We start from the raw sequence: 25,480 nt of genomic DNA, 5'->3' as shown, positions 1-25,480 counted from the left end.
CCCGGATCCTCCCCAACGGTGTGACAGCGGCCACATGGCGGCGATGTGGCGGATTCCGGAGAGCGAGCCGTGCGTCCCGCCGGTTCCTCCGAGGTCACCGCGCCGGTCAACACCGCAGGCAGCGGCCCTGTCGGAGGCGCCACGCCCGTGCTCCGCCCCGCGCGCCACGGCGCGTCGACCGGGCGGCGGCGACGGGGCCCCGCCTGTCCGGACCGTGCGAGAAGCAAGGTGGAAGCAATCCTCGCGCGGAGCCGGTCATGTCATACCTCGCCCTCCGGCGCCCGGTAGACGCGGCGGATGCTGGTGCCCAGGCGGGTGATGTCGGCACCGTAGACGTGCAGGGAGATCGCCTTGCCCGTGCCGCCGTTCCAGACCCGGTGGATGTCGCCCGGTGGCGCGAAGCCGCACACCTGGCCCTGTTCGTTGACCACGTCCCGGGTGGCGACCAGTCGCCCGGCGGGGTCGCCGGGGACCAGCTCGTACCGGCGCTCGTGCTCACGGCCCTGGTGCACACCGGTGACACACCAGGAGACGTGGTCGTGGATGCCGGTGCGCTGGCCGGGCAGCCACACGAGGGAGACGATCGAGAAGCCGCCGTCCTCCTCCGCGTGCAGGACGTGCTGCCGGTACCGGTCGGCGTCGCCCTCGCACTGACGGTACGTCAGCAGATCGGCGGCGCCGAGGTGGGGTGCCAGACGGTCTCCGACCAGACCGGCCGTGCGGTCGGGCGGCAGGCCCCGGTGGACGACGGCCCGGATCTCGTGCACGAGGTGGTCGAGACGGCCCTGACGGCCGGGGTGGTCCTGGAGGTCGGAGCGGTCCTGGGGGCCGGGGTGGTCCTGGGAGCCGGGGCGCGTGGGCACCCCTGTACGGGTGGTGGTGCTCCGGGAAGAGGTCATGGCGCCCAGCGTCCGGCTCGCCTCCGACCGCGTCCAACGACGGTTTCTTCGCTCCCGCCCAACGAGCTCTTATGGATCGGTGTACGGCGGACACCTGCTCCCTCCTTCCGGAGCCGGGCGCCGGGCGCCGGGTCAGCAGCCCACCCTCCGCTCGGCGACCTCCCGGACCGTGTCGACCACCAGGGCAGTGGCCGGAATCCGCAGGTGCTCGCGCAGCACGTACGCCGAGATCCGGCGGCGCAGGGCCGGCTGGAGGGCCCGGCCAGCGACGCGGTCGAGCCGGAGGAAGGACAGCACGAGGCTCGGCACCACGGCGACCCCCAGCCCCTCGGCGACCAGCGACTGCGTGACCAGACCGTCGTCGGTGGTGAAGGCGATGTCGGGGGCGAAGCCCGACTCGGCGCACTCGTGCAGGAAGTTGGTACGGCAGCGTGCGCAGCCGACGATCCAGCGCTCCCCCGCGAAGTCGGCGAGCCGCACGGCGCGCCGCCGGGCCTGCGGATGGCCGACCGGCATCAGGACCGTGAGCTGGTCCTCCAGCAACGGGATCTCCACCACGTCGTCGGGCACCGTCTCGGCCGGCCGCGGATAGGTGAAGGCGAGCGTGACGTCGCACTCGCCGCGGGCCAGACGCGTGAGGGAGTCGGGGGGTTCGTCGTCGAGCAGGTCGACGCGTATCCCGGGGTGACCGGCGGCCAGTTCCGCCAGGGTCTCGGGGACGAGGGTGGCGTTGGCGCTGGGGAAGCCGCAGAGCCTGACCGTGCCGCTGCGCAGCCGGGCGATCGCCGTGACCTGCTCCTCGGCCACGGACAGGCTTTCCAGGATGCTCTCGGCGTGCCGGGCCAGGGTCTCGCCGGCCTCGGTCAGCCGCATCCGCCGCCCCACCCGGACGAACAGCGGGCTGCCCAGCGACCGCTCCAGTGCCTTCATCTGCTGGGTGACCGCGGGCTGGGTGTAACCGAGCAGTGCGGCCGCCCCGGAGTACGTGCCGACGTCCACCACCGCGTGGAAGGTTCTGATGTGCCGGGAATCGAACACGCATCCCATCATAAGCGGAAGTTGGGGTGTCCCGGGGGTGACGGACCGCCCCGCGAACGCCCTTGACAGGATGCGGGACATGAGAGGCACGACGCCCAACGCCCGAGCCGTACTGGCCATGTCCCTGTCCGCGGCACTCGCCCTCCTCACCGCCGGCTGTGCCGGTCCCGGGGACGACGCCCGGCCCTCCGGGGCCACCGCGTCCGCCGGGCAGACCCCCGGCATCGCCTCCGCCCCCGGCAGTGTCGCCGTACGCGTCGCCGGCATCGACTTGGCCGTGACCGACGCGGTGGCGCACCTCGGCCCGTCCGGCGGCACGCTGAGCATGACCGTGCGGAACAACGGCACGGTGCCCGAACACCTCGGCATGGTCGGCACGTCCGCGGGTGGCCGGGGCGAACTGGTCGGCGCCGAGGGCACGGAGGGCAGCGGAGCCCTGACCACCGCGGGCATTCTGCTCCGGCCCGGCACCACCGTCGCCTTCGGCGGGGGCGGCGGGCCGAGTGTGAAGCTGCCCCGGACCGCCCGCGACACCGGCGGGCAGCGCACGCTCCCCGTCACGCTCCAGTTCGGGGTGGCCGGGCTGGTCCACCTCGACGCACGTGTCTCCGACGGCTGAACGGCGCCCCTCCCCGGCAGCGCGTCAGGCGTGGTCGTACGGTGCCCCGCGGCCGAAGGCCCTGCGGTACGCGGTGGGCGTGGTGTCGAGTGCGCGCCGGAAGTGCAGCCGGAGGTTGGTGGCCGAGCCGAGGCCGCAGTCACGGGCCACCACGTCGATCGGGCGGTCGGTGGTCTCCAGCAGTTCGCGCGCCAGCCCGAGCCGCGCGCCCACCAGCCACCGCAGGGGCGTCGTGCCCGTCTCCCCGGCGAACCTGCGCATGAAGGTGCGCTCGGACATGCCGGCGTGCCGGGCCAGCCGGGGCACGGTGAGCGTCTCCCCCAGGTGTTCCAGCGCCCAGGCCCGGGTCCCGGCCAGCGCGGTGTCGCCGCGGTCCGCGACGGGCGCGGGCACGAACTGCGCCTGGCCGCCCTCGCGGTGAGGAGCGGCGACGATCCCCCTGGCGATCCCGTTGGCCACGGCGGCGCCCAGGTCGCCGCGGACGATGTGCAGGCACAGGTCGATGCCGCAGCACATGCCGGCCGAGGTCAGGACGGATCCCTCGTCGACGTAGAGCACGTCGCGGTCGACGTGGACGGTCGGGTACTCCCGTTCCAGCCGGTCGGTGTACTGCCAGTGCGTGGTGGCGTGCAGCCCGTCGAGCAGGCCGGCCTCGGCCAGCACGAAGGCTCCGGTGCAGATGGACACCACACGCCTGCCCCGGGCGTGGGCCGTGACCAGCGCGTCGAGCACCTCCCGGGGGAACGGCGTCGGCGGTGGCCCGGGCGCGAACCCCGGCACGATCAGCGTGTCGGCCGTATCGAGACCCTCCAGGCCGCTCGTCACGGCCATCGCGAAGCCGTTCGCCGTGGGCACGGGACCGTCGGGCCCGCACACGCGGATCTCGTACGGGGTCTCCGGACGCGGGGCGAAGATCTGCAAGGGGATGGCCAGGTCGAGCGGAGCCATTCCCGCCAGCGCCAGTACGGCCACTCGGTGCACGGACATGGCAGCATCCTAGCGAGAGGGGGCATTTCTGCCACTCGTGGCGGCCGTGCGGTCCGGCAACCCTTGTGCCATGAACGGATCCGCTGCTTCCCGGCGCGCCGACCCCGGTGGCCTGTTCCTGCTGGGCTCGATCGTCGTGTCCCTGCTGGCCGCCTCCAGCGCGCCCACGCCCCTGTACGCGACGTACGCGGACGCCTGGCACTTCTCACCGATCACCACGACCGTCGTCTTCGGTGTCTACGCGATCGCCGTACTCGTGTCCCTGCTCGTGTTCGGGCGGGTGTCCGACCACCTCGGCCGACGGCCCGTGCTGCTGACCGCGCTCGCCCTCCAGGCCGTCGCGCTGGCCGTGCTCGCCACCGCGCAGGGCGTGGACGCGCTGCTGCTCGGACGGGTGCTCCAGGGCGTCTCCACCGGGGGTGCCGTCGGCGCGCTGGGCGCGGCGATGCTGGACGTCGACCGGCACCGCGGTGCCGTCACCAACGCGGCCGCACCGGGCATCGGCACGGGCAGCGGCGCCCTGCTGTCCGGGGTGCTGGTGCAGTACGCGCCGGCCCCCACGCACCTGGTGTACCTGCTGCTCGCCGGTGTCTTCGCCGTCCAGGGCGCGGCCGTGCTCCGGATGCCGGAAACCGTCCGCCGTACACCGGGTGCGCGCGCCGCACTGGTCCCCAGGATGGCCGTGCCGTCCGGACTGTGGGGCACCGTGCTGGCGGCGGCGCCGATCCTCTTCGCCACCTGGGCGCTGGCCGGCTTCTATGGCTCTCTCGGCCCCGCGCTCGCGCGGCAGTTGTCCGGTTCCGACTCGTCGGTGGTGGCGGGACTCGGGCTCTTCCTGCTGACGGTGGCGGCCACCGTGTCGGCCGCCGTGCTCGGCCGCGTCTCACCGCGCGGGGCGATGGTGCTCGGCATCGCCGTGCTCATGGCGGCGACACTCGCCGCGCTGGCCGCGGTCGGGGCCAGGTCGGCGCCGGGGTTCTTCGGCAGCACGGTCGTCGCCGGCATCGGCTTCGGCGCCGGGTTCCAGGGCGGCCTGCGCACCGTCGTCTCCCGCGCGGAGCCCCGCGAGCGGGCCGGTCTGATGTCCGTCCTCTACGTCGTGAGCTACCTCGGCATGGGAGTGCCCTCGGTCGTCGCCGGCGTCCTGGTCGTCCACGGCGGAGGGCTCGTCCCCACCGCCCGCCTGTACATGTGGGCCGTCCTCGCGCTGTCGGCCGCGGCCCTCCTCGGCCTGCTGCTGACCAGCCGGTCACCACGGTCCGCCGGCACGTCGCCCACCGCCGGACGGGGCGGGCGAGCCTCCGCTCCCGGCGACGCCGCCCACCGGGACGCGGCCGCCGTGTCCTCGGGGTGCCGTTGACCGGCGCTGCCGGACGACGTCCGGTTGAAGCTGTTCGCCGTGACGCTGGACCTGCGCCGCCGAGGACCCCTTCGCCCGGCTCCTCTCCCCCTTCGGGAGAGGAGCGAAGGCTCCCGGGCACCCGTGATCAGGCCCCGGTCGCGTCGCGGAAGGCCTCGATCTCGGGCAACCCGTTGGCGGCGGCCTCGGCAGCGCGGGGGAACATGGCCTCCTCGTACTCGGTCAGGGCCCGCTCGAGGTCACCGGGGTGCGCGGCGAGGGCCGCACCGAGTTCGGCGCCGTCGAGCATGGCCAGGTTGGCCCCCTCGCCGTTGGGCGCCGCGAGGTGGGCGGCGTCGCCGAGCAGGGTCACCCCCGGCACCCGGTCCCACCGGTGTCCGGCCGGCAGGGCGAACAGGGGGCGCAGGACCGGTGCTTCGTCGCTGTCGGTGATCAGTGCCGTGAGTTCCGGCGCCCAGCCGTCGAACTCCCGCGCGATGCGTGCCGTGGCCGCGGCACGGTCGGTGAAATCGACGGCGGCGAACCAGTCCTGCGGCTCGGCCAGCCCCACGTAGGCGTGCAGGGTGTCGTCCTTCTCGCGGTGGGCGAAGATCTCCCTGCCCGGTGCGGTGGCGACCAGCATCCCCGCGCCGACCGTCTTCGCCGCGGCCGGGTGCCGTACGGCGGCGTCGTACAGGCAGGTCTCCACGACCGACTTGCCGAGGTACTCGGGAGTGGCGGCGGACAGCAGGGGCCGTACCCGGGACCACGCGCCGTCCGCGCCGACCAGCAGGTCGGTGACCAGGGTGTCGCCGTCGGAGAAGGCCACTTCGTGGCGGCCTCCGCCGAGGGGGCGGACGCGGTCGGCCTTGCGGCCCCACCGGACGGTGCCCGCCGGGAGGGAGTCGAGCAGGATCCGCCGCAGGTCACCGCGGTCCACCTCGGGGCGTTCGCCGGTGCCGTCGTCGGCCTGGTCCAGCACCACGGTCCCGTCCGGCGCGAGGATCCGCATCGCCTGGCGGCCCTCCAGGACGGCGGCGCGGACCGCGTCCGTCAGATCGGCCGCCCCGAGGGCGAGCTGCCCGGTGCCCTCGTGGATGTCGAGCAGTCCGCCCTGCGAGCGCGCCGTCGGGGAGGACTCCGCCTCGTGGACCGTGACCGGGATGCCGTGGACGTGCAGGACACGGGCCAGGGTGAGCCCGCCGAGTCCGGCGCCGATGATCGTGACGGGGGTGTGCATGATGGCTCCTTCGGGAGGGGCCGCCGGGTGGACTCCGGGGCCGTGATCCGGACGATGCCGGGGCGCACCGACATCCGGTCGACCGCACCGACAGATCACCGACAGATCACCGACGCCGTACCGGGACCGTCCTTCAGCGCGCCGGACGCTCGGCGGCTTCGATCGCCGCGGGGCGGAGCTGGGCCGCGCGGATGCGCCGGGTCTCGAACTTCTCCGACCGGTCGAAGGCGTAGACGCCGGTCTGTTCCTGGAAGACGTCGGTCAACTGCGTGTAGCAGTACCCGAACATGTCCGGGTGACCGAGCAGTACTCCGACGAGTCCCTCGAAGCGGGTGTGGAACTCCTCGACGTCGCGCACCCGGTTGCCGTACCCCCAAGAGGTGGCCTCCGACTGGGGCCGGTCCGCCTCAGCCGGGTTCCACCAGATGCCGCTGAACTCGCTGACGAAGAAGGGCTGGCCGCGGTAGCCGACGGACCAGGACTCGCCGGTGCCGTCCGCCCGGTTCACGTAGGGCTCGCCGGCGCCGAGCGCGGCGTGGTTGGCCGCGAACGTGTCCGGGTCCTGTTCGTAGTCGTGGCTGTCGAAGACGTCCGACTCGGTGATCCGGTGCGCGTACCCGGAGGTGTCGACCCCGGACCAGGTCGGCGTCGCTGGGCGCGGTCATCAGCCCGTCCGGGTACGCGGTCGGGGACGTGGCCCGCTGGCACCACCCCCTGTTCGGCGCGTCGATGCGCGTCGAGCACCGCACCAACGCCGCCGAGCAGGCCCTGACCGTCGCGCACAACCTCCTCCACCCCGACCGGCCCCGGCCCTTCGCACCGGTCCCCTACTTCTGGACCGACCAGTACGACGTCAGGCTCCAGGCCTACGGACACCCGCGCGGCCACGACCAGCACGTCCTCGTCGAAGGGGACCTGGCGCGGGGCCGCTTCCTCGTCGCCTACCGAACCGGCGACCGGCTGTCCGCCGTCCTGGCCGCCGGCCTGCCCCCGCGCACGCTGCGCCCCTGGCGGGAAGCCCTCGCCACCGACACCCCGTGGACGGCGACCGCGGCCGCGACGGCCTCCGCGAGGTCCGTCGCGCCGCACACCGCCGTCCCGGCCACCCACATGGAGGATGCCTGACCACGCGGGGCCCATGGTCCGTGCTCGCGTGCCCAGGCAGAGGCGTGGGCGGGCGTGGGCACGGACCATGACGTCCCGTCAGGCCACGGCCGGTGCGTACCGGGGTGTGGTGTCGGGTTCGTCGGCCATCATTTCCGCCAGGTTCAGCCTGGCCCGCGCGACGCGGGAGCGGATGGTGCCGACCGGGCACCGGGCCACCTGCGCGGCGTCCGCGTACGACAGGCCGTACACCTGCGTCAGCAGGAAGGCCTCGCGCCGGTCCCGGGGCAGGGCCTCGACCAGGTGCATCAGGGCGACTCCGTCGTCGAAGCCCGGCAGACCGGCCGGCCGGGCGCGCTCGACCGCGTCCTCCCAGTCGGCGGTGGTGTCCGTCCTCGGCCGGCGGGCGGCCCCTCTGATGTTGTCGGCGACCGCCCGGCGGGCGATGGACAGCAGCCACACGCGGGCCGAGGAGCGGCCCTCGAAGCGGTGCAGCGCGGTCAGCGCCCGCAGGAACGTGTCCTGGGCGAGGTCGTCGGCGGCCTGGGTGTCGTCGGCGAGGTACGCCACATAGCGCAGTACGTCACGTTGGAGGGCGCGCACGAAGCGGTCGACCGCTTCGCTGTCGCCGCCGGCGGCGGCGAGCGCCCATGCCGTGACCGTCTCGTCGGTCACGGCGGGCAGGGCAGGGATCATGGTCCCGTGGTCCTTCCTCGGCAGGATTCCGTACGGCGGCGCCGAGGTGGGCCCGGGGGCCATGGGCCCGCCGCACGGGTGGGAGACCCGTGCGCGCACGCGCGCACGGGGACCGCCGGGCGCATCGGGTGCGACGGCGGTGCACCGACTGTCAGACGACAGCGGTCCCCCGGGGAGGGCCGCGGGTGGCGAGGGTGTGCACGAGCAGGAGCCGCCGCAGCCGCCTACGGGTCCGCCGGACGGGCCGGAAGGCGGGCGGTCCCGCGGGCGGCACGAGGACGACGAGCACCAGCCGCAGCGGCACGAAGGCGCGGTCGGCGCAGGCGCGTACGAGGGCGAAGGCCGCGCGCTCTCCCTGCGCCAGCCACAGTCCGCACAGGACGGCGGCGGTCAGGTGGGCGGCGAGCATGCCCCAGGACGCGGTGCCGGTCATGTGTCCCAGGTGGAGCAGGGCGGCCGGCCCCGACATGTCCGTGGTGCCCGTCGTGGGCACGGCCCCCGTGGTGTGACCGGGCCCGTGGTGCAGGTGCTCGGTCAGACCGGCCCGCTGCGCGATGTCGTAGGCCCGCGCCGCCTGGGCCGGGGTCGGGTCGGCGCCGCAGAGCAGGTACCGCGCCCACTCCTGGACGCTCTGCGTGCCACCGGCCGCCGCCGTGGACGGCCGGGCGGGGGACTGCGCGAGGGTGAAGCAGACGTGCAGGGCCGCCTGCACGGCCACGGTCAGTGCGGCCACCGCGGCGCCGCGCCGCTCCCGGCCGCCGAAGGACCAGCCCACGGCGCCGACCGCCGCGAGGCCGGACAGCAGGACCCACCAGGGCAGCCCGTGACCGGACATCAGCACGTGGCCCAGACCGGCGAGCACCACGCAGACGGCCGCGAACACCGCGGCCCGCAACGCGCAACGCCCCGTCGGCAGCCATGGCAACTCATCCTGGCACCCACCGGAAGAAGCCGGACACCCGGGTGCCTTGCCCAGCGGACACCCGGCTGCCTTCCCCGCCGGACTCCACCGGAGTGCGGCCGCCGTACCGCGGCCCCGGGTCAGGCCAGTACCAGTGCCGTGACCTGGTACCCCGCCTCCTCGATCGCCGCCCGCAGCGACGCGTCGTCCAGGCCGGTGCCGTCGACGGCGACCGATCCCGCGCTCACGTCGACGTGGACGTCGGTGACGCCGGGCACCTGGGACACCTCCTCGGTGACACTCGCGGCGCAGTGCTCACAGGTCATGCCGGTGACGAGGTATCCGATACGTGCCATGGTGCGTCTCCTGACGGTCTCCGAGGTGCGGGTGCGCCCCGGGAGGTGTGCGCCGGCTCCCTCGTTCACGTGGAGCCGTCCCCCAGTGGGTCGCCGTGCGCCCGGGTGGAGTTCCCCGGTGTCGTGCGGGTCACCCGCGCGGGGCCGGCACGTCGGCGGCGAGCGGCTGGGCGGCGTAGGTGATGCGGATGACGCCGTCGTCGTGCCGGCGGGTGCTCGCCCGTACGCCGAAGACCTCCCCGAGGACCTGCGGCGTCAGCACCTCCAGGACCGTGCCCGCGGCCACCACCACGCCCTCGTGCAGGACGACGAGGTGGTCGCAGAGCCGGGCGGCGAGGTCGAGGTCGTGCAGGACCGCCAGGGTGGTGGTCCCGGTGGCGCGGACCAGTTCCAGCAGCTCGAAGCGGGCCCGGATGTCGAGGTGGTTGGTGAGTTCGTCCAGCACCAGCAGGCGCGGGTCCTGCGCCAGTGCCCGCGCCAGCAGGACGCGTTGGCGTTCCCCGCCGGACAGGGAGGCGTAGTCGCGTTCCGCGTAGGGCCGTACGCCGCAGTGGTCGATGGCCTCCTCGACGGCCCGGTGGTCCTCGGCGCCGTCGCGTCCGAGCAGGCCGTGGTGCGGAGCGCGGCCCAGGGCGACGATCTCGGTGACGGTCAGGCCGGTGGTGTTGCCGCCGGAGTCCTGGAGCACCGCCGCGGTGCGCCGGGCGGCGGCGCGGGCGGAGAGCCGCCACACGTCGTCGTCGCCGACCCGCACGACGCCGTCCGCCGGGCGCAGCGAGCGGTAGACGGTGCGCAGCAGGGTCGACTTGCCGCTGCCGTTGGGCCCGACGAGTCCCACGATGTCGCCCGTGCGTGCCTCCAGGTTCACGTCACGCAGGATCGGGTTGCCGTCCAGGGCGATGTGGAGCCGTTCGACGGTGAGGTGCATGCGTCAGTCCATGGCCTTGTTGCGGCGCAGCAGCCAGAGGAAGAAGGGTGCGCCGAGGAGTGCGGTGAGGATGCCCAGGGGCAGCTCGTTGGGGCGGTCGAGGGTGCGGGAGAGCAGGTCGACGAGGACCAGGTAGACCGCGCCGAGCAGGGCGGTCAGGGGCAGCAGGCGGCGGTGGTCGGCGCCGGTGCTCAGCCGGACCAGGTGCGGGATCATCAGGCCGACGAAGCCGATGCCGCCGGCGACCGCGATGACCGTGCCGGTCAGCAGGGCGCTGAGCACCAGCAGTACGAGGCGGAGCCGGTTGACGTCGACGCCGAGCGCGGTGGCGGACTCGTCGCCGGCCAGCAGGACGTTGAGCCGGCGTCCGAAGAGGGTCAGCAGGACGGTCGTGGCGATCACCACGACGGCGACCGTGGGGAGCTGGTCCCACTGGGCGCCCGCGACGCTGCCCAGCGTCCAGAACAGCACCGTGCGCAGTTCGTTCGGGGAGGCGTGGAGCTGCACGAAGCTGGTCGCCGACAGGAAAACGTAGCCGACGGCCACCCCGGCCAGCACGAGTCGGGTCGGGGCCATGCGTCCGCGTCGCTGTCCCAGCACGAAGACCAGGGCTCCCGCCACCATCGCCCCCAGGAAGGCCGCCGTCGAGACGCCGAGGCCGGCGGCGGCCACCGAGCCGCCCAGGGTGATGGCCAGGACGGCGCCGAGGGTGGCGCCGTACGAGAAGCCCAGCACGGTGGGATCGGCCAGAGGGTTGGAGACGGCGCTCTGCAACACGGCACCGGACACGGCCAGGCCCGCGCCCGCCAGGGCCGCCAGGACCACACGGGGAGCACGGAAGTTCCACACGATCTGGTCGAGGGCGGGATCCGCGGGTGCCGTACCGGATCCGGTGACGTGGTGGACGACGATGTGCCACACGTCCCCGACGGGCACGTTGACCGCGCCGACGCCGATCGCCACGATCATGGTGATGGCCAGAGCGACGGGCAGGAGGACGAACGCCAGGGGCAGCGTGAGCCGGCTCAGCCGGCGTCCGGGTGCAGCACCCCGGCGATCTTCTTCACGGCCAGGTCGTTGCTGGGGCCGAGGTACATCGAGTCGGACAGTGTCACGTACGTGCTGGTCCTGGCGGCCGGCCACTGGGGGAACTCCTTGAGCAGTTGCTTGGCGTATGCCGCCGCGTCGGTGCCGCTGGCGTCGATCACGACGAGGGCGTCGACGTCGGTGGTGGCCGCCTTCTCCTTGCTCACGTTGGCGAAGAGCGTCTCGGAGGAGTCCTCGAAGGCGTTGACGCAACCGGCCCCGGCGAGGATGTCGTTGACGATGCCCTTGGCGAAGACCAGGCTGAAGTCGGTTTTGCCCGTCGGGCTGGCGAAGAGCACCATGACCTTCGGGGGCTGGTCCGTCCCGGTCTTCCCGCTGACGGCCGCGATCTTCTTCTCGGACGCGGCGATCAGTTTCTCGGCCCGGTCACCGACGTGGAAGATCTTCCCCATGTCGCGCAGCAGTCGGTAGCTGTCGGCGACGGTCATCTTCGACGGGTCGTCGTCGCAGCCCTGCGGGGAGATGTAGCTGTTGGCGCCCACCTGCTGGAGCTGCTCGCGGGTGGCGAAGCCGTTCTTCTGCTCGTAGCCGTACGAGGTGACGGACAGGACGAGGTCGGGGCGCAGTCCGAGCATGGCCTCGCGGGGGATGTCACCGGCGCCGTTGAGCGTGATGCCGCCGGTGGACAGCTTCTTGATCGCGTCGGCCCGACCGGGCACCTCGGACCTGCCGTAGCCCTGCTGGTTCGCGACGATCTTGTCCTCGAGGCCGAGGGCGAGCAGTGTGGAGACCTCGGCGACGGACGCGCCGTTCATCACGACGACCCGTTCGGGAGCCTTCTCGAACGTCAGCTTCCGGCCGCAGTTGTCGAGCGTGACCGGGTAGCCGGACGCCTGTCCGACGGCCTTGCCGGCGGTGTCCTCCGCCGTGCCGGACGAGGAGCCGCACGCCGCCGCGAGCAGACAGAAGGCCGCGGCCAGGGCGGCGGCGGCCGGCCGTTTCATCGACATGGAACTCCTAGTGGTGCGCACCGTACTCGCTCACGGGCCGAGTGGTTCGGGCCGTGTGCCTCATGGGCCCGAGCGGCTCGGCCGAGTGGTTCGGGCCGAGCGGTTCGGGCCGAGCGGTTCGGGCCGAGTGGTTTCGGTGCAGTAGTCGCCGCGGGACCGCCGTGAGTTCCCGGGGCCGGCCATTTCGTCGGTGTCGTACTCGTCACCGGGCCGCGGCAGCTCCGGCGGCCCGGAATCGCATTAGCTTGTTCGCCCGCCCCGCACGCTTCCGAGAAAGGTCGGTCCGTCATGCCCGACACCGTTCCGTACCGAGTCACCGTGCTGTTGTTCGAGGGCGTGGAGGAGCTGGACGCCTTCGGCCCGTGGGAGACCCTCCGCTTCTGGCAGGAGCTGACCGACCGGGACGTGGTCGTCCGCACCGCGAGCCTCGACGGGGGCCCCGTGCGGTGCAGCCTGGGGCTGGCCGTCACCCCCGACGGTGCCGTCGACGACGGCCCGAGGCCCGACCTCCTCATCCATCCCGGCGGTTCGGGGATCGACCACCTCCGAAACGACCAGACGCATCTGGCACGGATGCGGTCCTTCGCGGACGCGGGCACCCTCCTGGCGTCCGTCTGCAACGGCGCCCTGGTCCTCGCGGCGGCCGGGCTCCTCGCCGGGCTGCCCGCGACCAGCCACTGGAGCGTGCTGGACGACCTCGCCTCGTTCCCGGACGTCGAGGTGCGCACCAAGCAGCGGTGGGTCGACGCGGGGCACATCGTGACCAGCGCGGGCATCTCGGCCGGCATCGACATGGCACTGCACCTCGTCGCCCGCGTCGAGGGGGCGGAAAGGGCCCGGGAGGTGGCACACGTGCTGGAGTACGCGTGGGCCGACGACACCAACCCCCCGGAGTAGGCCGGGGGGTTGGTGCGGCAGCCGGGTCAGCGGGTGCAGAGCGCGGTGTCGAGGGCGGCCTCGATGTGCTCGGCGGCGGGGAGGGTCGTGGGCAGCGCGGTGACGGCGATGGTGGCCGCCCGGCCGTCCTCGGTCACGGCGTTGCGGGTGGTGTAGCCGGGGGCGTTGCCGCCGTGGGTCCAGGCGTAGCCGCCGCAGCTGAGCTTAAAGGTGGCCAGGCCGAGGCCGTAGTGGCCGTCACCGACGGTGTCGAGGTCGGGGGCGTCGACGGTGGTCTTCATCTCCTTGAGCTGCTCCGGCTCGAGGAGCCTGCCGTCGAGGAGCGCGGTGAGGAACCGGTTGAGGTCGCTGGGAGTGCCGATGAGCCCTCCCGCGGCCCACGCGGCGGACGGGTCCTGCTCGGTGACGTCGGTGTAGGGGGTGTCGGGCGCGGTGGCGAAGTAGCCGTGGGGGTGGTGGCCCTTGATGGTCTGGTCGCCGACGCCGGGCCAGTAGGTGTGGCGCAGGCCCAGCGGCTCGATGATGCGGTGGGTGATCTCCTCGCCGATGGGGCGGCCGGTGACCTTCTGCACGAGCAGGCCGGCCAGGACGTAGTTGGTGTTGCTGTAGCTCCAGCCGGTGCCGGGGGCGAACAGCGCCTTCTTGCCGAGCCCGAACTCGACGAGCTCGCGGGGTTCGAAATAGCGGTGCTGCTGCTTGGTCAGGTAGTCCTTCACGACCTCCTCGTCGTAGTCGGCCAGTCCGCTGGTGTGCTGGAGCAGCTGCCGCACGGTGATGTCGTGGCCGTCGATGCCGTCGCCGCGCACCAGACCCGGCAGGTACGTCTCGATCGGCGCGTCGAGGTCGATCCTGCCCTCGCCGACCAGTTGCAGGACCACGGTCGCGGTGAACATCTTGGTGTTGCTGGCGATGCGCACCTGGCCGTCGGTGGGCACCTTGGACCCGGTCTTGAGGTCGCCCACGCCGGCCGTGTAGTTGCGGACGCGGCCGCCCGGGTCGCTGAGGGAGGCGAGCGCGCCGGGGAAGCCGTCCTCCTTCACCAGTGCCTTGAGGCTCTTGCGGACGGCGGCGTCGGTCCGGCCCCTGAAGGCGTCCTGACTGTGCGCGGCCGGGGTGGCGGTCGTCGTGCCGCTCGTCGTGCCGCTCGTCAGCGCGCCCGCCGCGGGCACGGACAGGGCGAGGGCCGCGGCGACCCCGCTCAGGGCGGTCAGGGTGCGGCGGAGGCTGGGCTTGGACATGACGGACATGACGGTCTCCTTGCGGAACGCGGAAGTGGTCTGCGGGGTGAGCGGGGTCGGGGCCAGCGGGGTTGGGGTCAGCGCGTGCACAGGGCGGTGTCGAGGGCCTTGTTGACGGCTTCGGCGCCCTCCAGGGTGGAGGGCAGCGCCGTCACGGCGACGGTGGCTGCCCGGCCCCGGTCCGTGACGCCGTTGCGGTTCTCGTAGCCGTCGAAGTCGCCGCCGTGGCCCCAGGCGACGCCGCCGCAGCTCAGCGGCATCTCGACGATGCCCAGGCCGTAGCGCCAGCCGTCGTGCAGGCCCTTGGCCTCGACCGTGGTCCGCATCTCCTCGAGCTGCGCGGGCTCGAGGAGCCTGCCGTCCATCAGCGCGGTCAGGAAACGGTTGACGTCGCTGGGGCGGGCGACGAGCTGCCCGGCCGCGCCGCCCCAGGAGGGGTCGACCTCGGTGGCGTCCATGAGGGGGCCGCCGGGCTCGTCGGACGCGTAGCCGTGCGGGTGGCGTTCACGGATGGTCTGCTCGCCCTCCCGGGGCCAGTAGGTGTGGCGCAGGTGGAGGGGCTCGATGATCCGGTCGGTGATCTCCTCGCCGATGGGACGGCCGGTGACCTTCTGCACGATCAGACCCGCGAGGGTGTAGTTGGTGTTGCTGTACTCCCAGCCCTTGCCCGGGGCGAAGGACGCCTTCTCCTTGAAGGCCATGTCGAGCAGGTCGTAGTCGTCGACGAAGGTGTGCCGCCACTCGGAGAACTTCGGCATCGTCTCCGTGTAGTTGGGCAGTCCGCTGGTGTGCTGGAGCAGCTGCCTTACGGTGATGTTCCGGCCGTCGATGCCGTGCCCGCGCACCAGGCCCGGCAGGTAGGTCTCCACCGTGGTGTCCAGACCGACCTTGCCCTCGCCCACAAGCTGGAGGACCACGGTCGCCGTGTACAGCTTGGTGGTGCTCGCGATCCGGACCTGTCCGTCGGCCGGGACGCGGGAGCGCTTCTTCCGACGGTCACCCACCCCGGCGGTGTAGTTGCGGGTGTGCCCCTTCTCGTCGCGCACCGAGGCGAGCGCGGCCGGGAAGCCGTGGTCGCGCGTCAGGCCGTCCAGGCTCCGCTGCACCTTCGTCGCGTTCGGACGGGCGGCGGGCTGGTCGGCGCTCGCCGAGGGCAGCCACACCGCCACGGCGCCGCCCAGGACCGCGAGGGCGGAGACCGCGACGGCGGACCGCCGGCGCAGGCGGGACTTCGAGGCACGGTGCTGAGACACGGGGGGACTCCCTGCTGGACGGTCGGGCGGCTGAACGCTCCTGCTGACATGGATCAGCCTCCTCCGGAGCCCGCCACGTCTCGATCCCGTCCACTGCCGAGCCCCGGTAGCGCAGGCACCACCCCGCCGGGTGGGGTGTTCCGGAGGGCCGCCGGGCCGGCGACGGCGTCCCGAATTGATCCACTTCTCCTTCAACACCACGTGGCGCAGCGGCGTACCCCTTATGACAACGGTTGCAGAGCCGACGGAGCACGCGAACCGGTCCCTCGAGGAGCATCCGGCGCCACAAGCGCCCGGAGACCGGTCGTGCGCGGCGGGGGGACACTCAAATCAAGGAGACAGCCCAGGTGAAACGCCTCAGGACCACGCGCCGGACGATGATCGCCACCACCGCGCTCGCCGCGCTCGCCCTGTCCGGTGCGGCGGTGACCACGGCCAGCGCGGACGCGCCGGAGAAGAAGTCGTCGTCGAAGGGGTTCACCACCACCGTGGTGGACTTCGGCGCCTACACCAGCAAGGTCGAGGTCGCGGATCCCAAGGAGCCCGAGGACCGCGACCCCACCGTCAACGCCACCAACAACACGCTCGCGGTCAGCCCGAACGAGAAGTTCGCCGTGGCGACGAACTCCTACTCGAACCATCTGGTAGTGATTGACGTACCCAGCGGCAAAAAGGTCGCGGAGATCAAGGGGTACGTCAGCCCGCGCAACATCCTGTTCGCCCCGGACAGCAAGAGCTTCACCGTGTCCGACAGCGCGCGCGGAGTCGTGGACCGCATCTCCGTGTTCGGCTTCCGTGTCACGCAGCGTCTGCCGCTCGGGGCCGGTGTGTTCGGCACCGCGCAGAGCGCGGACGGCAAGTGGCTGTACGCCAACAACGCGGCGGCGGACACCGTCACCATCGTCGATCTCGCCCACAACAGGCCGACGGACGTTCTCACCGGCTTCCACGAGCCGCGGCAGGGGACCAAGCTCTCGCACTCGGGTGACACGCTGTTCGTCACCAACTACGGCACGGGCGAGGTCTCGGTCGTCGACCTCGAGAACAAGGACGCCGATCCGGAGACGATCGGCGGATTCAAGGGCCTGCGTGCGGTGTCCGTCAACCGCGCGGGCGACCGGCTGTACGCGGCCAACAGCGAGTCCGACGAGATCTCCGTCGTCAACCTGGTCTCCGGCAAGAGGACCAGCGTCCACGTGGGCGACAAGCCCTACGGTGCGGCGCTGTCCCCCGACGGTTCGGTCCTGCTGTCCGGGAACATGGCGGACGACACCCTGACCGCCGTGAACACTGCGGACAACTCGGTGATCGGCACCGTCGAGAGCGGCCCGAAGGGCGGGCTGAAGGGCCCCCGCCAGGCGATCAGCTTCAGCGCCGACTCGAAGACGGCATGGGTGCTCAACGACGACCTCACCATCGCCGAAGTCGACGTGGAGAACCTCAAGGTGACCGACATCCTGGGCGACTGACAGACCCGCACGCCCCACGCACCGAAGCGGTCCGCCGGCCCGGCCGGCGGACCGCTTCCGCGTTGCCCCGTGCCGAAGCGACGCAACGTCGGCGTCGACGGCCTGGCCGACCTCTTCGTCGACCAGCGCGCGGACGGCTCCGTCGTCGAAGCCCTGCGCGACGCCGACGTCTTCGTCACGCCCTGCCTGGCCGTCAGTTTCTCGCTCATGGGCCGCACCGCGGCTCACCTCGCCGACGACCCCCCGCGTGGCCGGCCGTCTGTCGCAGCCGTGGCTCGACACACTGCGCGGCTCGTTCAACTCCTATCCCCAGGGCACGTTCCAGCACGTCCTGGACAGCGTCGCCGCCCTGCACGCGGCGGGCGTCGACCTGCTCGCCGGCACCGACGCCTACCTCCCCGTGCCCAGCCACGGCGGGGTCACACACGGCACCAGCGTCCACGACGAACTCGCCCTGCTCGTCCGGGCCGGGCTGTCCCGAAGGGCTCCGACGGGTCCGCGCCTTCCTCCGGCCCTGGTGACCCGGGCCGGAGGGAGGCGCGACCGGTGCGGAGGAGAGCCGAAGGTCAGGGGCCGCCCCTCCGCACCGCCACCGGCTCCTGCCGGGAAGTCCGCCACAGTGCCATCCGGCCGAGGAGCCCGTCCCGCAGCACCAGGACATGGACCAGAATGGCCAGCATGTGCAGGGTGAAGAGGATGAACAGCGCGTAACCGAGCACCAGATGAGTCTCGTGCAGGGCGGAATAGATCCCGGGGCCGGCCGGCGCGATGGGCGGTACCCGCACGCCGAGCACGGTGAACGGTGTGTCGGACGCCGACACCATGGCCCACCCCACCAGCGGCTGGGACACCATCAGCCCGTACATCAGACACTCGGACGCCAGCGCCGCCCTGCGTTCGCCCGTGCCCATCGCCCTCGGGTGCGGGGGCGCCCGGTGGAGGAACCTGTTCACCAGCCGGACCACCGCGAGCAGGAGAACGGCCATGCCCAGGGGTTTGTGTACCGACACCAGCAGACGGTAGTCGGCCAGGGAGGCCACCATGGCCGCGCCGATGAAGATCATGGCCACCACGAGGGCCGCCATCACCCAGTGCAGCCAGCGGGAGAAGAGCGTGAACCGGTCCGGAACGTCCGTGCCCGGACCCTGCGGGTCCGGGGGGCTTTCGGCGACCGGCGCCCCCGCCCCGGCCCCGGCCCCGGCCCCGGCATCAGTCATCGTGCTTCCCCGTCACCTTCACGGTCCCCTTCGTGTCCGGCTCCCCGGTGCGCCGCGCGAAGGACCGCGCGTACACCGACGAACGGGCGCTCAGCAGTGGGTCGTCGGACACGGCGATGCCACGTGGCAGCACCGTGGGGTCGAAGTTGACGTCCCGCGCGTTGCCCGACGCCTCGGTGTGCACCGAGGTGAGCGTCAGGACACCGGCGTCCAGTGTGCGGCGGCTGTCGGGCCACGGGAGCGTGGCGTCGTCGAGCGGGTCCTCGGGCCCGCCGATGGTGAGCACCAGCCGCCACCGCAGCGGACCGCCGTCGAACGTGTCGATCAGCGTCTCGAACAACTCGTTCCGGCCGATCGGCCCCTTGGCCGCCGCACGCACCGGCTGGAGCGGGACCATCGACCAGCGCACCGGCACGCTGCCGCCCGAACTGTTGGTGAAGTGGAAGGCGTTGAGACCGTTGAACGTGCTGTCGGCGAAGCCCGAGGTGGGCGGGTGCTTCTTGGCCAGTTCCATCGCGCGCACTGTCTCGGGGTGCTCGGCCAGGAACGCGGCCTTCTTCTCGGGGTCCGGCTGCCCGGTGTCCGGCAGTGCCTTGAAGGCGAGCATCCGGTCGTAGAAGCCCTGGGGGGTGCGGTCCTGGAACACGGGCAGGTTGACCATCGCGGTGCGCCACTGCTCGCCGTCGGGGAGGTCGAAACGCAGCGCGAGTCCCCGCACCGTCTTGGTGGCGTCGGCGACGTCCGGGACTCCCCCGGACAGCGAGAACCTTCCGGTCACCGGAGTCCGCCGGCCGTCCTCGAACACCGTGGCCTCGGAGACCGCGGTTCCGGCCCCGCTCGCGACGAACTCCCCGGCGACACTGACCCCCTTGGCGTGGTTGCGTCTGAACCCCGGATGCTTGCCGAACACGGTCTCGAACCCGTCCGCCAGCCGTCCCGGCGTCAGTCTGTCCGGCGTCGCCCGTCCGCTCACGTACGCGAACGCCCCGACGTCCACCGCCCCGACGCAGGCCACCGCCCCGATGCCGAGCAGCGCGCTCCTGCGGCGCAGCTCACGAGCGGGTGCCGCCGGCGGCTTTAAATCCTCATGCTCCAAGATGACTCCTTCAACGTTCCGTAAGGCGGCGCGTGGGGGCGCCGGACAATGGCGTCGTCAGGGGATACGCCGCCGGGCGCGCCGGTGTTGAAGGATTCTCGGCTGTCCCTCTGGACAATTCAGGACTGAGGCGATTTACCATGCTTTGACTACGGTCCGGGCCTGGAAGCCGTTCACAATCGTCTGAGGAATGGCCACATCTCAACGCCGGCCGTCACCGGCACTTCTCCGGTTCGCCGGCCCTTGTCCGGAGGCGTCGGCACTCCGCCCACGGTCCGTTCAACACCGTGCCGCCCACGTGCGTATACCAGGCATGAGCGACTCTCCTTCCAAGGTGCCGTCCCCACTCCCGGGCCCCAAGGGCGACCCCGGCGGTGCGCCGGTGGGCCGGCGTGTGCTGCTGGGCATGCTCGGGCTGGGCGCCCTCGGCGTCGCGGCCGGGGGCCCGATTCAGGATGTGGTCGCCAAGGGCGTCGACACCGTGGCACAGAACGATCCGACGGGTCTGTCGGACCTCCTGCCGGGCAACCGGTTCCGGTACTACACGGTCACCTCCAACACCCCCGAGATGGACGAGACGACCTACCGTCTCCGCGTCGACGGCATGGTGGACAGGGAGAAGACCTACCGGCTGTCCGACCTGGCGGCGCTGCCCCAGACCCGGCTGGTGCAGGACGTGCAGTGCGTGACCGGCTGGCGGGTGCCAAAGACCCCGTTCGCCGGAGTGCGCCTGTCCGCACTCCTCGATGCCGCGGGCGTGTCGCCCGAGGCCAAGGCCATCCGGTTCCGCTGTTTCGACGGCGCCTACACCGAGAGCCTCACCCTCGAACAGGCCCGCCGACCCGACGTGCTGGTCGCCACCAGCATGGAGGACAAGCCGGTCACCCACGCGCACGGCGGCCCGGTCCGGCTCTACGTGGCGCCGATGTACTTCTACAAGTCCGCGAAGTGGCTGTCCGGCATCACCGTCACCGACGAGGTGGTCCCCGGCTACTGGGAACAACGGGGCTACGACGTGGACGCGTGGGTGGGACGCTCGAACGGACGTGACGATGCCCCCACGGTCTGACTCCGCCAAAGACGCGCCCCTGTCCCGGACCGGCCGGCTGCTGCGCTTCACCGCCTCGGCACGCTGGGCCCATCACGCCACCGCGCTCCTGGCGGGGGTGTGCATCTTCACGGCCGCGTGCCTGTACATCTCGCCCCTCTCCCAACTCGTCGGCCGCCGACCGCTGGTGACCGTCGTGCACGAGTGGACCGGCCTCGCGCTTCCCGTGCCGGTGCTGGTGGGCATGGTGTCCCGGGCACTGCGCTCGGACCTGCGGCTGCTCGGCCGTTTCGCGCCCCACGACCGCCGCTGGCTGCGGGCGGCACTCCGCCGCACCGGCACCTCGAACATCCCTTCCGGCAAGTTCAACGCCGGCCAGAAGCTCTACGCCTCCTGGACGGCGGGCGCGGGCCTGGTCATGGTGGGGACGGGACTGCTGCTCTGGTTCCCCGAACTGGCCTCCCTGTCCGTGCGCATGGGCGCGACCTTCGTGCACGACTGGCTCGCCCTGACGATCGCGGTGGTGCTGGCCGGTCACATCTGGAAGGCGGCGGGTGACCCCGGGGCCCGGGAGGGCATGTGGCGGGGCACGGTCTCGCGGACCTGGGCCAACCGGGAACACCGCCTGTGGCGGCAGGAGATGGACGGCCACAACGACCGGGATCCACTGTCGGACACGCTCACGGATCTGCGCACGGACGCGTCGCGCACCGAGACGGGCAGGAATCCCCGCGACCCGGCCGGCGCACCACCCTCTTGACCTCGGCCCGGCGACGTCGCACTGCGGACGGTCCCCGGAGAGGGGCGCGACCGCCGGGCAACGCCCAGGACGTCCGCCCGCTCTTAGCCGGCATGAGAACTTCCCTCCGATCCTTGTTCCGACTGCTGACAGGGCTGTTACTCCTCACCGGCATCCTGACGACAGGGGCTCAGGCCTCCGCCACCGCGCAGGAGAACCGGGATCCGGTCGCCGTCGCCGTCGCCGAGTACGACTTGGGCGACACGGCCTTCCGGGACCCGCAGACCGGCACGGTGAGCGAGGTGCGCGCGGTGGTGCACTACCCGCGGCACCTCACCGGCCGGGCCCCGCTGATCGTCATGGCGCACGGTTCGTGGTGGGCCTGCGACCGCATGGACGCCGCCACCTGGCCCTGTCCGTCCGGCTCCCGCCCGTTCCCGAGCCACCGCGGGTACGACTACCTCGGCGCGGCGCTGGCCGCCCGCGGCTTCGTGGTCGCGTCGATCAGTGTCGACGGCATCAACCAGACGTCCTTCGACTACGGCGACCGTGCCCGGCTCGTCAACGAACACCTGCGTCTGTGGCAGCGGTTGGCCGCGGGCCGGGGCGGACCCCTGGCCGACCGGCTCGTCGACCGGGCGGGGCACCCGGTCGCACCGCGCTTCGCCGGACACGTCGACATGACCCGCGTGGGCACCTTGGGCCACTCGCGCGGCGGCAAGGGCGTGATGTGGCAGGCGTCCGACAAGCACCGCGGCGAATGGCCCGCGGGGGTGCGTGTGCGTGCCGTCCTGGCACTCGCGCCGGTCAAGTTCGACGACCCCGAGGGCGACAACAGCGACACACTCGTCACCCGGCTCCCGTTCGCCGTGGTCACCAGTGGCTGCGACGGAGCGGTCCGCGAGGCCGGCCAGGAGTACCTGGACGACGTCACGGGGCGGAACCGGGCGACCGACTACTCCGTGTCGCTCCACGACGCGAACCACAACTTCTTCAACACGACGTGGACGCCGCCCTTCCTGTTCGGCGAGGACGACAGCACCTGCCCGGACCGGCAGGTGACTCCCGCCCGGCAGCAGGGCGCGCTCACCGCCTACGCGACCGCCTTCTTCGGCAGCCAACTCCAGGGCGACCGGCAGGGGCTGGCGGTCCTCACCGGCGTACAGCCGCTGCCGGGCGGACCGTCGACGACTCGGGTGGTACCGGCCGTGCGGTGACTCGCCCACGGGCGATGCGGTGGTGTGCGGGCCCCCGCACACCACCGCATCATCAGGCTAGGCGAACCGACGACGCGTCACGATGACGCCTGCGTGACGTTTCCCGGTACAGCCTGTGCCACCACGAGCGGCCGTCGCACGCCGGCCGCCGCACGCCGGCCGACGGGCGAATCGGCCCTGGCTACGGCGGTGGTGCGGCCACAGTGGCCGTGTGGTCGAAGGCGATCAGCGGGTCGCCGGTCAGGGGATGTCCGATCACCGCCGCCCGCACTCCGAAGACGTCCGCGATCAGTGTGGGGGTAAGTACCTCCAGCGGGGTGCCGGAGGCGACGACCTCACCGGCGCGCAGCACATGGAGCCGGTCGCAGACCGAGGCGGCCGCGTTCAGGTCGTGCAGGGACACCAGCGTCGTGCGGTGCTGCGCGCGCAGCAGGGCCAGCAGTTCCACCTGGTGGCGTACGTCGAGGTGGTTGGTGGGCTCGTCCAGGACGAGCACGTCCGGGTCCTGGGCCAGGGTGCGGGCCAGCAGCACCCGTTGCCGTTCCCCGCCCGACAGGGCCGAGAACGCGCGGGTGCCGTACCGCGCCATGCCCACCCGGTCCAGGGCGTCGGCGACGATCGCCCGGTCCCCGTCGTCCTCACCGGCGAAGGCCCGCTTGTACGGGGTACGGCCCATCGCCACCACCTCGTGCACGGTCAACTCGAAGTCGCCGCCCCGCTCCTGGGGCAGCGCGGCGACATGGCGGGCGGACCGTGCCGGGGACAGCGTCGCCAGGTCGGTGCCGTCGAGCAGGACCCGCCCGGAGGCGGGACGCAGATGGCGGTAGACCGTGCGCAGCACACTCGACTTGCCGCTGCCGTTCGGGCCGATCAGCCCGGTGATCTCCCCGGGTGCGGCGAACAGATCCACCCCGCACACCACCGTACGGCCGTCGTAGGCGACCCGCAGGCCCTCCACCTCGATCCTCATCGGGCGCGCTCCAGTCGGCGGTCCAGCAGGAACAGCAGCACGGGAGCACCGACGAAGGCGGTGACCACGCCCACCGGCAGCTCCGTCGACGGCAGTGCCGTACGGCAGACGATGTCGACGACGACCAGCAGGACGGCACCGGTCAGCGCGGAGACGGGCAGCAGCCTGCGGTGGTCGCCGCCGACGACGAGCCGGCACAGGTGCGGCACCATCAGCCCCACGAAGCCGACGGCACCGGACACCGACACCAGGACGCCCGTCAGGACACTGGTCACGACGAACAGTTCCCGGCGCAGCGCGGCCACGTCCACGCCCAGGCCCGCGGCGGTCTCGTCGCCCAGCAGCAGGGCGTTCAGGGCCCTGGCCCGTGCCTGGAGGGCGAGCAGTCCGAGGAGCACGGCGGCGGCCGGCAGGGCGAGGGTGCTCCACTGGGCCCCGCCGAGGCTGCCCAGCAGCCAGAACAGCACGCCCTGGGTCTGCTGTTCGTCGCCCACCCGCAGGACGAGGTAGCTGGTGAACCCGGACAGGAACTGGCCGATCGCCACCCCGGCCAGCACGAGTCTCAGCGGGGAGAACGCGCCGCCGCGCCGGGCCACTGCCCAGACCAGGGCGAAGGAGAGCAGGGCGCCGAGGAAGGCGGCGCCGGAGACTCCGAGCCCGAGCAGGCCCCCGGTGCCGGCGCCGAGCACGATGGCGGCGACGGCTCCCAGTGAGGCCCCGTTGGAGATGCCCAGCAGGTAGGGGTCGGCCAGCGGATTGCGCACCAGGGCCTGGACGGCGGTGCCGACGACGCCGAGTCCGGCCCCGACGACGGCGGCGAGCAGCGCGCGGGGCACCCGCAGCTGCCAGACGATCAGGTCCTGGGTACCCGGCCGCGGCTGCCCGCCGGTCAGCCGGTGCAGCACCGTGGACCACACGTCGGTGAACGGGACGCCGGAGGAGCCCCAGGACACGGCCGCGGTGAGCGCCAGCAGCAGCGTCACGGCGAGGCCGGAGAGCAGCAGGCCGACGGGGACGGTCCTGGCGTCCCGGTCGCCGGACTCCGCCGCCCTTGGTGCTTTCCCGCGTGCCTCGTCGACGTCCGCCGACGGAGCCGTCCGCATCTACCGCACGTCCTGGAACTCGTCCGGGTACAGGGTGCGGGCGATCCGCTCGACCGTTTCCGCGTTGGCGACGGACGGGGTCGTCATCCGTTCCGACCGGATCCGCAGGAACCGTTCCTTCTTGACGGCGGTCAGCCCTCGGGTGGCGGGGAAGGTGGTGAGGAACCGCTCGGCCTCGTCGAAGGCCTTCTCGTCCGCTTCGGCGCTGCCCCGGTTGCGTACGGTCAGCTGGATCCAGTCGGGGTTCTTGGCGACGACGTCCTCCCAGCCGGTCTTCTCGAAGGTGCCGTCGCAGTCGCGGAAGACGTTGCGGGCCCCGGCGAGGGTGATCACCGCGTTGGCCACCTGCCCGCCGCACACCGCGCTGGGCTGTCTGGTACCCGCGTCGAAGTCGAAGACGAAGTACGTGGGCCGTTCCGCCTCCGGCACGGCCGCCACCCGCTCCCCCACCGCGTCCACCTTCGCGCGCATCCCGGCCACGATCTCGTCGGCCCGCCCGGACGTCCCGGTGAGGGTTCCGAGCCGCTCGATGTCGCCCATGACCGCGGACAGGTCCTTCTGGGGTCCGGGGTGTTCGGCGGCACAGGCGGTCGAGAGCAGCTCCACCACCTTGATACCGGCCGCGTCGAACTCCTCGGGGCGGGGGCCGGTGGAGGTGCCGTTCGCAGGCCGGAACGTCTGCACGTAGACGTCCGCGCCCGAACCGAGCAGCTTCTCCTTGGGGATGACCGTCCGGCCGAGAACCGGCACGTCGGCGGCCTGACCGGCGAGCTCGTCGGGCAACGCCCCCTTGCCCGGCGGGAATCCGGTGCCGATCACCTTGGGGCCCGCCCCGAGCCGCAGCAGCATTTCCAGTGCCGACGCGTTGCTCGTGACGATCCTGCCGGGGGGCGAGTCGAAGGTGGCCTTCTCGCCGTCGCAGTTCTCCACCGACACCCGGGGGCCGGCGCCCTGCGCGGCCGGTGACGCGCTTCCGCCGCCGCCCCCGCCGCAGGCGGTGGTGAGCAGCCCCGCGGCGAGCACGGCACCACTGACCGGGCGCCACATTCCGGACACGTTCAACCTCCAT

The 25,480-nt window shown here is 72.5% G+C and carries 25 protein-coding genes and 1 pseudogene; 8 read left to right on the top strand and 18 right to left on the bottom strand.

Features of this window, described 5'->3' with window-relative positions; genetic code table 11:
• Positions 1-260: 260 nt before the first annotated feature.
• Together Sco07f_RS33505 and Sco07f_RS33500 are read right to left on the bottom strand one after the other, a co-directional pair.
• On the bottom strand, positions 261-899 hold the full coding sequence (locus Sco07f_RS33505) for a cysteine dioxygenase family protein (protein WP_244942194.1): 639 nt from the start codon (positions 897-899) through the stop codon (positions 261-263).
• Between the two features lie 132 nt (positions 900-1,031).
• Positions 1,032-1,937 carry a LysR family transcriptional regulator gene (locus tag Sco07f_RS33500; protein ID WP_087793137.1) on the bottom strand — a complete coding sequence of 302 codons (906 nt, stop codon included), beginning with the start codon at positions 1,935-1,937 and terminating at the stop codon, positions 1,032-1,034.
• 79 nt (positions 1,938-2,016) lie between these two features.
• Here Sco07f_RS33500 and Sco07f_RS33495 point away from each other — a divergent pair, with 79 nt between their 5' ends.
• Complete coding sequence (locus Sco07f_RS33495; RefSeq protein WP_108990137.1) at positions 2,017-2,556, top strand: hypothetical protein; 540 nt, start codon at positions 2,017-2,019, stop codon at positions 2,554-2,556.
• A 24-nt stretch (positions 2,557-2,580) separates the two neighbouring features.
• Here the strand turns inward: Sco07f_RS33495 and Sco07f_RS33490 are convergent, their stop codons facing one another.
• A complete protein-coding gene (locus Sco07f_RS33490; protein ID WP_108990073.1) occupies positions 2,581-3,543 on the bottom strand; it encodes a GlxA family transcriptional regulator in 963 nt (320 codons plus the stop codon).
• A gap of 70 nt (positions 3,544-3,613) precedes the next feature.
• Here Sco07f_RS33490 and Sco07f_RS33485 point away from each other — a divergent pair, with 70 nt between their 5' ends.
• Entirely contained in the window at positions 3,614-4,903 is a 1,290-nt protein-coding gene (locus Sco07f_RS33485; RefSeq protein WP_108990072.1) for an MFS transporter, read from the top strand.
• Positions 4,904-5,030: 127 nt separating this feature from the next.
• On the opposite strand, the gene Sco07f_RS33480 is transcribed toward Sco07f_RS33485, so the two are convergent.
• Together Sco07f_RS33480 and Sco07f_RS33475 are read right to left on the bottom strand one after the other, a co-directional pair.
• Positions 5,031-6,122, bottom strand: a complete 1,092-nt coding sequence (locus tag Sco07f_RS33480; protein WP_108990071.1) for an FAD-dependent oxidoreductase — start codon at positions 6,120-6,122, stop codon at positions 5,031-5,033.
• Between the two features lie 133 nt (positions 6,123-6,255).
• Positions 6,256-6,753, bottom strand: a pseudogene (locus tag Sco07f_RS33475) (beta-galactosidase); the annotation flags it as partial.
• A gap of 62 nt (positions 6,754-6,815) precedes the next feature.
• On the opposite strand from Sco07f_RS33475, the gene Sco07f_RS33470 reads away from it, so the two are divergent.
• A complete protein-coding gene (locus Sco07f_RS33470; protein ID WP_244942193.1) occupies positions 6,816-7,247 on the top strand; it encodes an oxidoreductase C-terminal domain-containing protein in 432 nt (143 codons plus the stop codon).
• A gap of 78 nt (positions 7,248-7,325) precedes the next feature.
• Here Sco07f_RS33470 and Sco07f_RS33465 read toward each other — a convergent pair whose 3' ends face one another.
• From Sco07f_RS33465 to Sco07f_RS33440, 6 genes are all read right to left on the bottom strand, one after another.
• Positions 7,326-7,922, bottom strand: coding sequence for a sigma-70 family RNA polymerase sigma factor (locus Sco07f_RS33465; RefSeq protein WP_108990070.1), 597 nt, complete (start codon positions 7,920-7,922; stop codon positions 7,326-7,328).
• A 151-nt stretch (positions 7,923-8,073) separates the two neighbouring features.
• The gene (locus Sco07f_RS33460; RefSeq protein WP_244942192.1) at positions 8,074-8,817 is read right to left on the bottom strand and encodes a hypothetical protein; all 744 of its coding nucleotides are present in this window, start codon (positions 8,815-8,817) and stop codon (positions 8,074-8,076) included.
• 146 nt (positions 8,818-8,963) lie between these two features.
• Complete coding sequence (locus Sco07f_RS33455) at positions 8,964-9,179, bottom strand: heavy-metal-associated domain-containing protein (RefSeq protein ID WP_007446194.1); 216 nt, start codon at positions 9,177-9,179, stop codon at positions 8,964-8,966.
• A 130-nt stretch (positions 9,180-9,309) separates the two neighbouring features.
• The gene (locus Sco07f_RS33450) at positions 9,310-10,107 is read right to left on the bottom strand and encodes an ABC transporter ATP-binding protein (protein ID WP_108990069.1); all 798 of its coding nucleotides are present in this window, start codon (positions 10,105-10,107) and stop codon (positions 9,310-9,312) included.
• Between the two features lie 3 nt (positions 10,108-10,110).
• Entirely contained in the window at positions 10,111-11,076 is a 966-nt protein-coding gene (locus Sco07f_RS33445; protein ID WP_108990068.1) for a FecCD family ABC transporter permease, read from the bottom strand.
• Positions 11,077-11,132: 56 nt separating this feature from the next.
• Positions 11,133-12,164, bottom strand: coding sequence for an ABC transporter substrate-binding protein (locus Sco07f_RS33440; RefSeq protein ID WP_108990067.1), 1,032 nt, complete (start codon positions 12,162-12,164; stop codon positions 11,133-11,135).
• A 288-nt stretch (positions 12,165-12,452) separates the two neighbouring features.
• On the opposite strand from Sco07f_RS33440, the gene Sco07f_RS33435 reads away from it, so the two are divergent.
• Complete coding sequence (locus tag Sco07f_RS33435; RefSeq protein WP_108990066.1) at positions 12,453-13,061, top strand: DJ-1/PfpI family protein; 609 nt, start codon at positions 12,453-12,455, stop codon at positions 13,059-13,061.
• Between the two features lie 26 nt (positions 13,062-13,087).
• Here the strand turns inward: Sco07f_RS33435 and Sco07f_RS33430 are convergent, their stop codons facing one another.
• On the bottom strand, positions 13,088-14,308 hold the full coding sequence (locus tag Sco07f_RS33430) for a serine hydrolase domain-containing protein (RefSeq protein ID WP_108990134.1): 1,221 nt from the start codon (positions 14,306-14,308) through the stop codon (positions 13,088-13,090).
• Between the two features lie 68 nt (positions 14,309-14,376).
• A complete protein-coding gene (locus Sco07f_RS33425) occupies positions 14,377-15,552 on the bottom strand; it encodes a serine hydrolase domain-containing protein (protein ID WP_108990065.1) in 1,176 nt (391 codons plus the stop codon).
• A gap of 347 nt (positions 15,553-15,899) precedes the next feature.
• On the opposite strand from Sco07f_RS33425, the gene Sco07f_RS33420 reads away from it, so the two are divergent.
• A complete protein-coding gene (locus Sco07f_RS33420; RefSeq protein WP_108990064.1) occupies positions 15,900-17,021 on the top strand; it encodes a YncE family protein in 1,122 nt (373 codons plus the stop codon).
• A 566-nt stretch (positions 17,022-17,587) separates the two neighbouring features.
• Here the strand turns inward: Sco07f_RS33420 and Sco07f_RS33415 are convergent.
• On the bottom strand, positions 17,588-18,238 hold the full coding sequence (locus Sco07f_RS33415) for a cytochrome b (RefSeq protein WP_108990063.1): 651 nt from the start codon (positions 18,236-18,238) through the stop codon (positions 17,588-17,590).
• Positions 18,231-19,334, bottom strand: a complete 1,104-nt coding sequence (locus Sco07f_RS33410) for a catalase family peroxidase (RefSeq protein WP_218030756.1) — start codon at positions 19,332-19,334, stop codon at positions 18,231-18,233. The genes Sco07f_RS33415 and Sco07f_RS33410 overlap by 8 nt, the downstream gene beginning before the upstream one ends.
• Before the next feature lie 313 nt (positions 19,335-19,647).
• On the opposite strand from Sco07f_RS33410, the gene Sco07f_RS33405 reads away from it, so the two are divergent.
• The 3 genes from Sco07f_RS33405 (at position 19,648) to Sco07f_RS33395 (ending at position 22,338) form a co-directional block, all read left to right on the top strand.
• The gene (locus Sco07f_RS33405) at positions 19,648-20,403 is read left to right on the top strand and encodes a molybdopterin-dependent oxidoreductase (protein ID WP_108990062.1); all 756 of its coding nucleotides are present in this window, start codon (positions 19,648-19,650) and stop codon (positions 20,401-20,403) included.
• A complete protein-coding gene (locus Sco07f_RS33400) occupies positions 20,387-21,142 on the top strand; it encodes a cytochrome b/b6 domain-containing protein (RefSeq protein WP_108990061.1) in 756 nt (251 codons plus the stop codon). Before Sco07f_RS33405 ends, Sco07f_RS33400 begins: the two co-directional genes overlap by 17 nt.
• Positions 21,143-21,255: 113 nt before the next feature.
• Entirely contained in the window at positions 21,256-22,338 is a 1,083-nt protein-coding gene (locus tag Sco07f_RS33395; protein ID WP_108990060.1) for an alpha/beta hydrolase family protein, read from the top strand.
• A 181-nt stretch (positions 22,339-22,519) separates the two neighbouring features.
• On the opposite strand, the gene Sco07f_RS33390 is transcribed toward Sco07f_RS33395, so the two are convergent.
• The 3 genes from Sco07f_RS33390 to Sco07f_RS33380 are packed head-to-tail and all read right to left on the bottom strand — an operon-like array spanning position 22,520 to position 25,458.
• Complete coding sequence (locus Sco07f_RS33390) at positions 22,520-23,308, bottom strand: ABC transporter ATP-binding protein (RefSeq protein WP_108990059.1); 789 nt, start codon at positions 23,306-23,308, stop codon at positions 22,520-22,522.
• The gene (locus Sco07f_RS33385; protein ID WP_108990058.1) at positions 23,305-24,411 is read right to left on the bottom strand and encodes a FecCD family ABC transporter permease; all 1,107 of its coding nucleotides are present in this window, start codon (positions 24,409-24,411) and stop codon (positions 23,305-23,307) included. Before Sco07f_RS33385 ends, Sco07f_RS33390 begins: the two co-directional genes overlap by 4 nt.
• Positions 24,412-25,458, bottom strand: a complete 1,047-nt coding sequence (locus Sco07f_RS33380) for an ABC transporter substrate-binding protein (protein ID WP_167468300.1) — start codon at positions 25,456-25,458, stop codon at positions 24,412-24,414.
• Positions 25,459-25,480 lie beyond the last annotated feature (22 nt).

Source organism: Streptomyces coelicoflavus, from assembly GCF_003112555.1.
GTDB classification, from domain to species: Bacteria; Actinomycetota; Actinomycetes; order Streptomycetales; family Streptomycetaceae; genus Streptomyces; species Streptomyces coelicoflavus.
The sequence above is the reverse complement of the archived record's forward strand: the minus strand, read 5'-3'. Positions and strand labels throughout refer to the sequence as shown.

Excerpts from the sequence above, each read along its gene's own strand:
- Sco07f_RS33505 (WP_244942194.1), bottom strand. The coding sequence starts at position 899 with ATGACCTCTTCCCGGAGCACCACCACCCGTACAGGGGTGCCCACGCGC.
- Sco07f_RS33495 (WP_108990137.1), top strand. The coding sequence starts at position 2,017 with ATGAGAGGCACGACGCCCAACGCCCGAGCCGTACTGGCCATGTCCCTG.
- Sco07f_RS33490 (WP_108990073.1), bottom strand. The coding sequence starts at position 3,543 with ATGTCCGTGCACCGAGTGGCCGTACTGGCGCTGGCGGGAATGGCTCCG.
- Sco07f_RS33485 (WP_108990072.1), top strand. The coding sequence starts at position 3,614 with ATGAACGGATCCGCTGCTTCCCGGCGCGCCGACCCCGGTGGCCTGTTC.
- Sco07f_RS33480 (WP_108990071.1), bottom strand. The coding sequence starts at position 6,122 with ATGCACACCCCCGTCACGATCATCGGCGCCGGACTCGGCGGGCTCACC.
- Sco07f_RS33465 (WP_108990070.1), bottom strand. The coding sequence starts at position 7,922 with ATGATCCCTGCCCTGCCCGCCGTGACCGACGAGACGGTCACGGCATGG.
- Sco07f_RS33455 (WP_007446194.1), bottom strand. The coding sequence starts at position 9,179 with ATGGCACGTATCGGATACCTCGTCACCGGCATGACCTGTGAGCACTGC.
- Sco07f_RS33450 (WP_108990069.1), bottom strand. The coding sequence starts at position 10,107 with ATGCACCTCACCGTCGAACGGCTCCACATCGCCCTGGACGGCAACCCG.
- Sco07f_RS33445 (WP_108990068.1), bottom strand. The coding sequence starts at position 11,076 with ATGATCGTGGCGATCGGCGTCGGCGCGGTCAACGTGCCCGTCGGGGAC.
- Sco07f_RS33440 (WP_108990067.1), bottom strand. The coding sequence starts at position 12,164 with ATGTCGATGAAACGGCCGGCCGCCGCCGCCCTGGCCGCGGCCTTCTGT.
- Sco07f_RS33435 (WP_108990066.1), top strand. The coding sequence starts at position 12,453 with ATGCCCGACACCGTTCCGTACCGAGTCACCGTGCTGTTGTTCGAGGGC.
- Sco07f_RS33430 (WP_108990134.1), bottom strand. The coding sequence starts at position 14,308 with ATGTCCGTCATGTCCAAGCCCAGCCTCCGCCGCACCCTGACCGCCCTG.
- Sco07f_RS33415 (WP_108990063.1), bottom strand. The coding sequence starts at position 18,238 with ATGACTGATGCCGGGGCCGGGGCCGGGGCCGGGGCGGGGGCGCCGGTC.
- Sco07f_RS33405 (WP_108990062.1), top strand. The coding sequence starts at position 19,648 with ATGAGCGACTCTCCTTCCAAGGTGCCGTCCCCACTCCCGGGCCCCAAG.
- Sco07f_RS33400 (WP_108990061.1), top strand. The coding sequence starts at position 20,387 with ATGCCCCCACGGTCTGACTCCGCCAAAGACGCGCCCCTGTCCCGGACC.
- Sco07f_RS33390 (WP_108990059.1), bottom strand. The coding sequence starts at position 23,308 with ATGAGGATCGAGGTGGAGGGCCTGCGGGTCGCCTACGACGGCCGTACG.
- Sco07f_RS33385 (WP_108990058.1), bottom strand. The coding sequence starts at position 24,411 with ATGCGGACGGCTCCGTCGGCGGACGTCGACGAGGCACGCGGGAAAGCA.
- Sco07f_RS33380 (WP_167468300.1), bottom strand. The coding sequence starts at position 25,458 with ATGTGGCGCCCGGTCAGTGGTGCCGTGCTCGCCGCGGGGCTGCTCACC.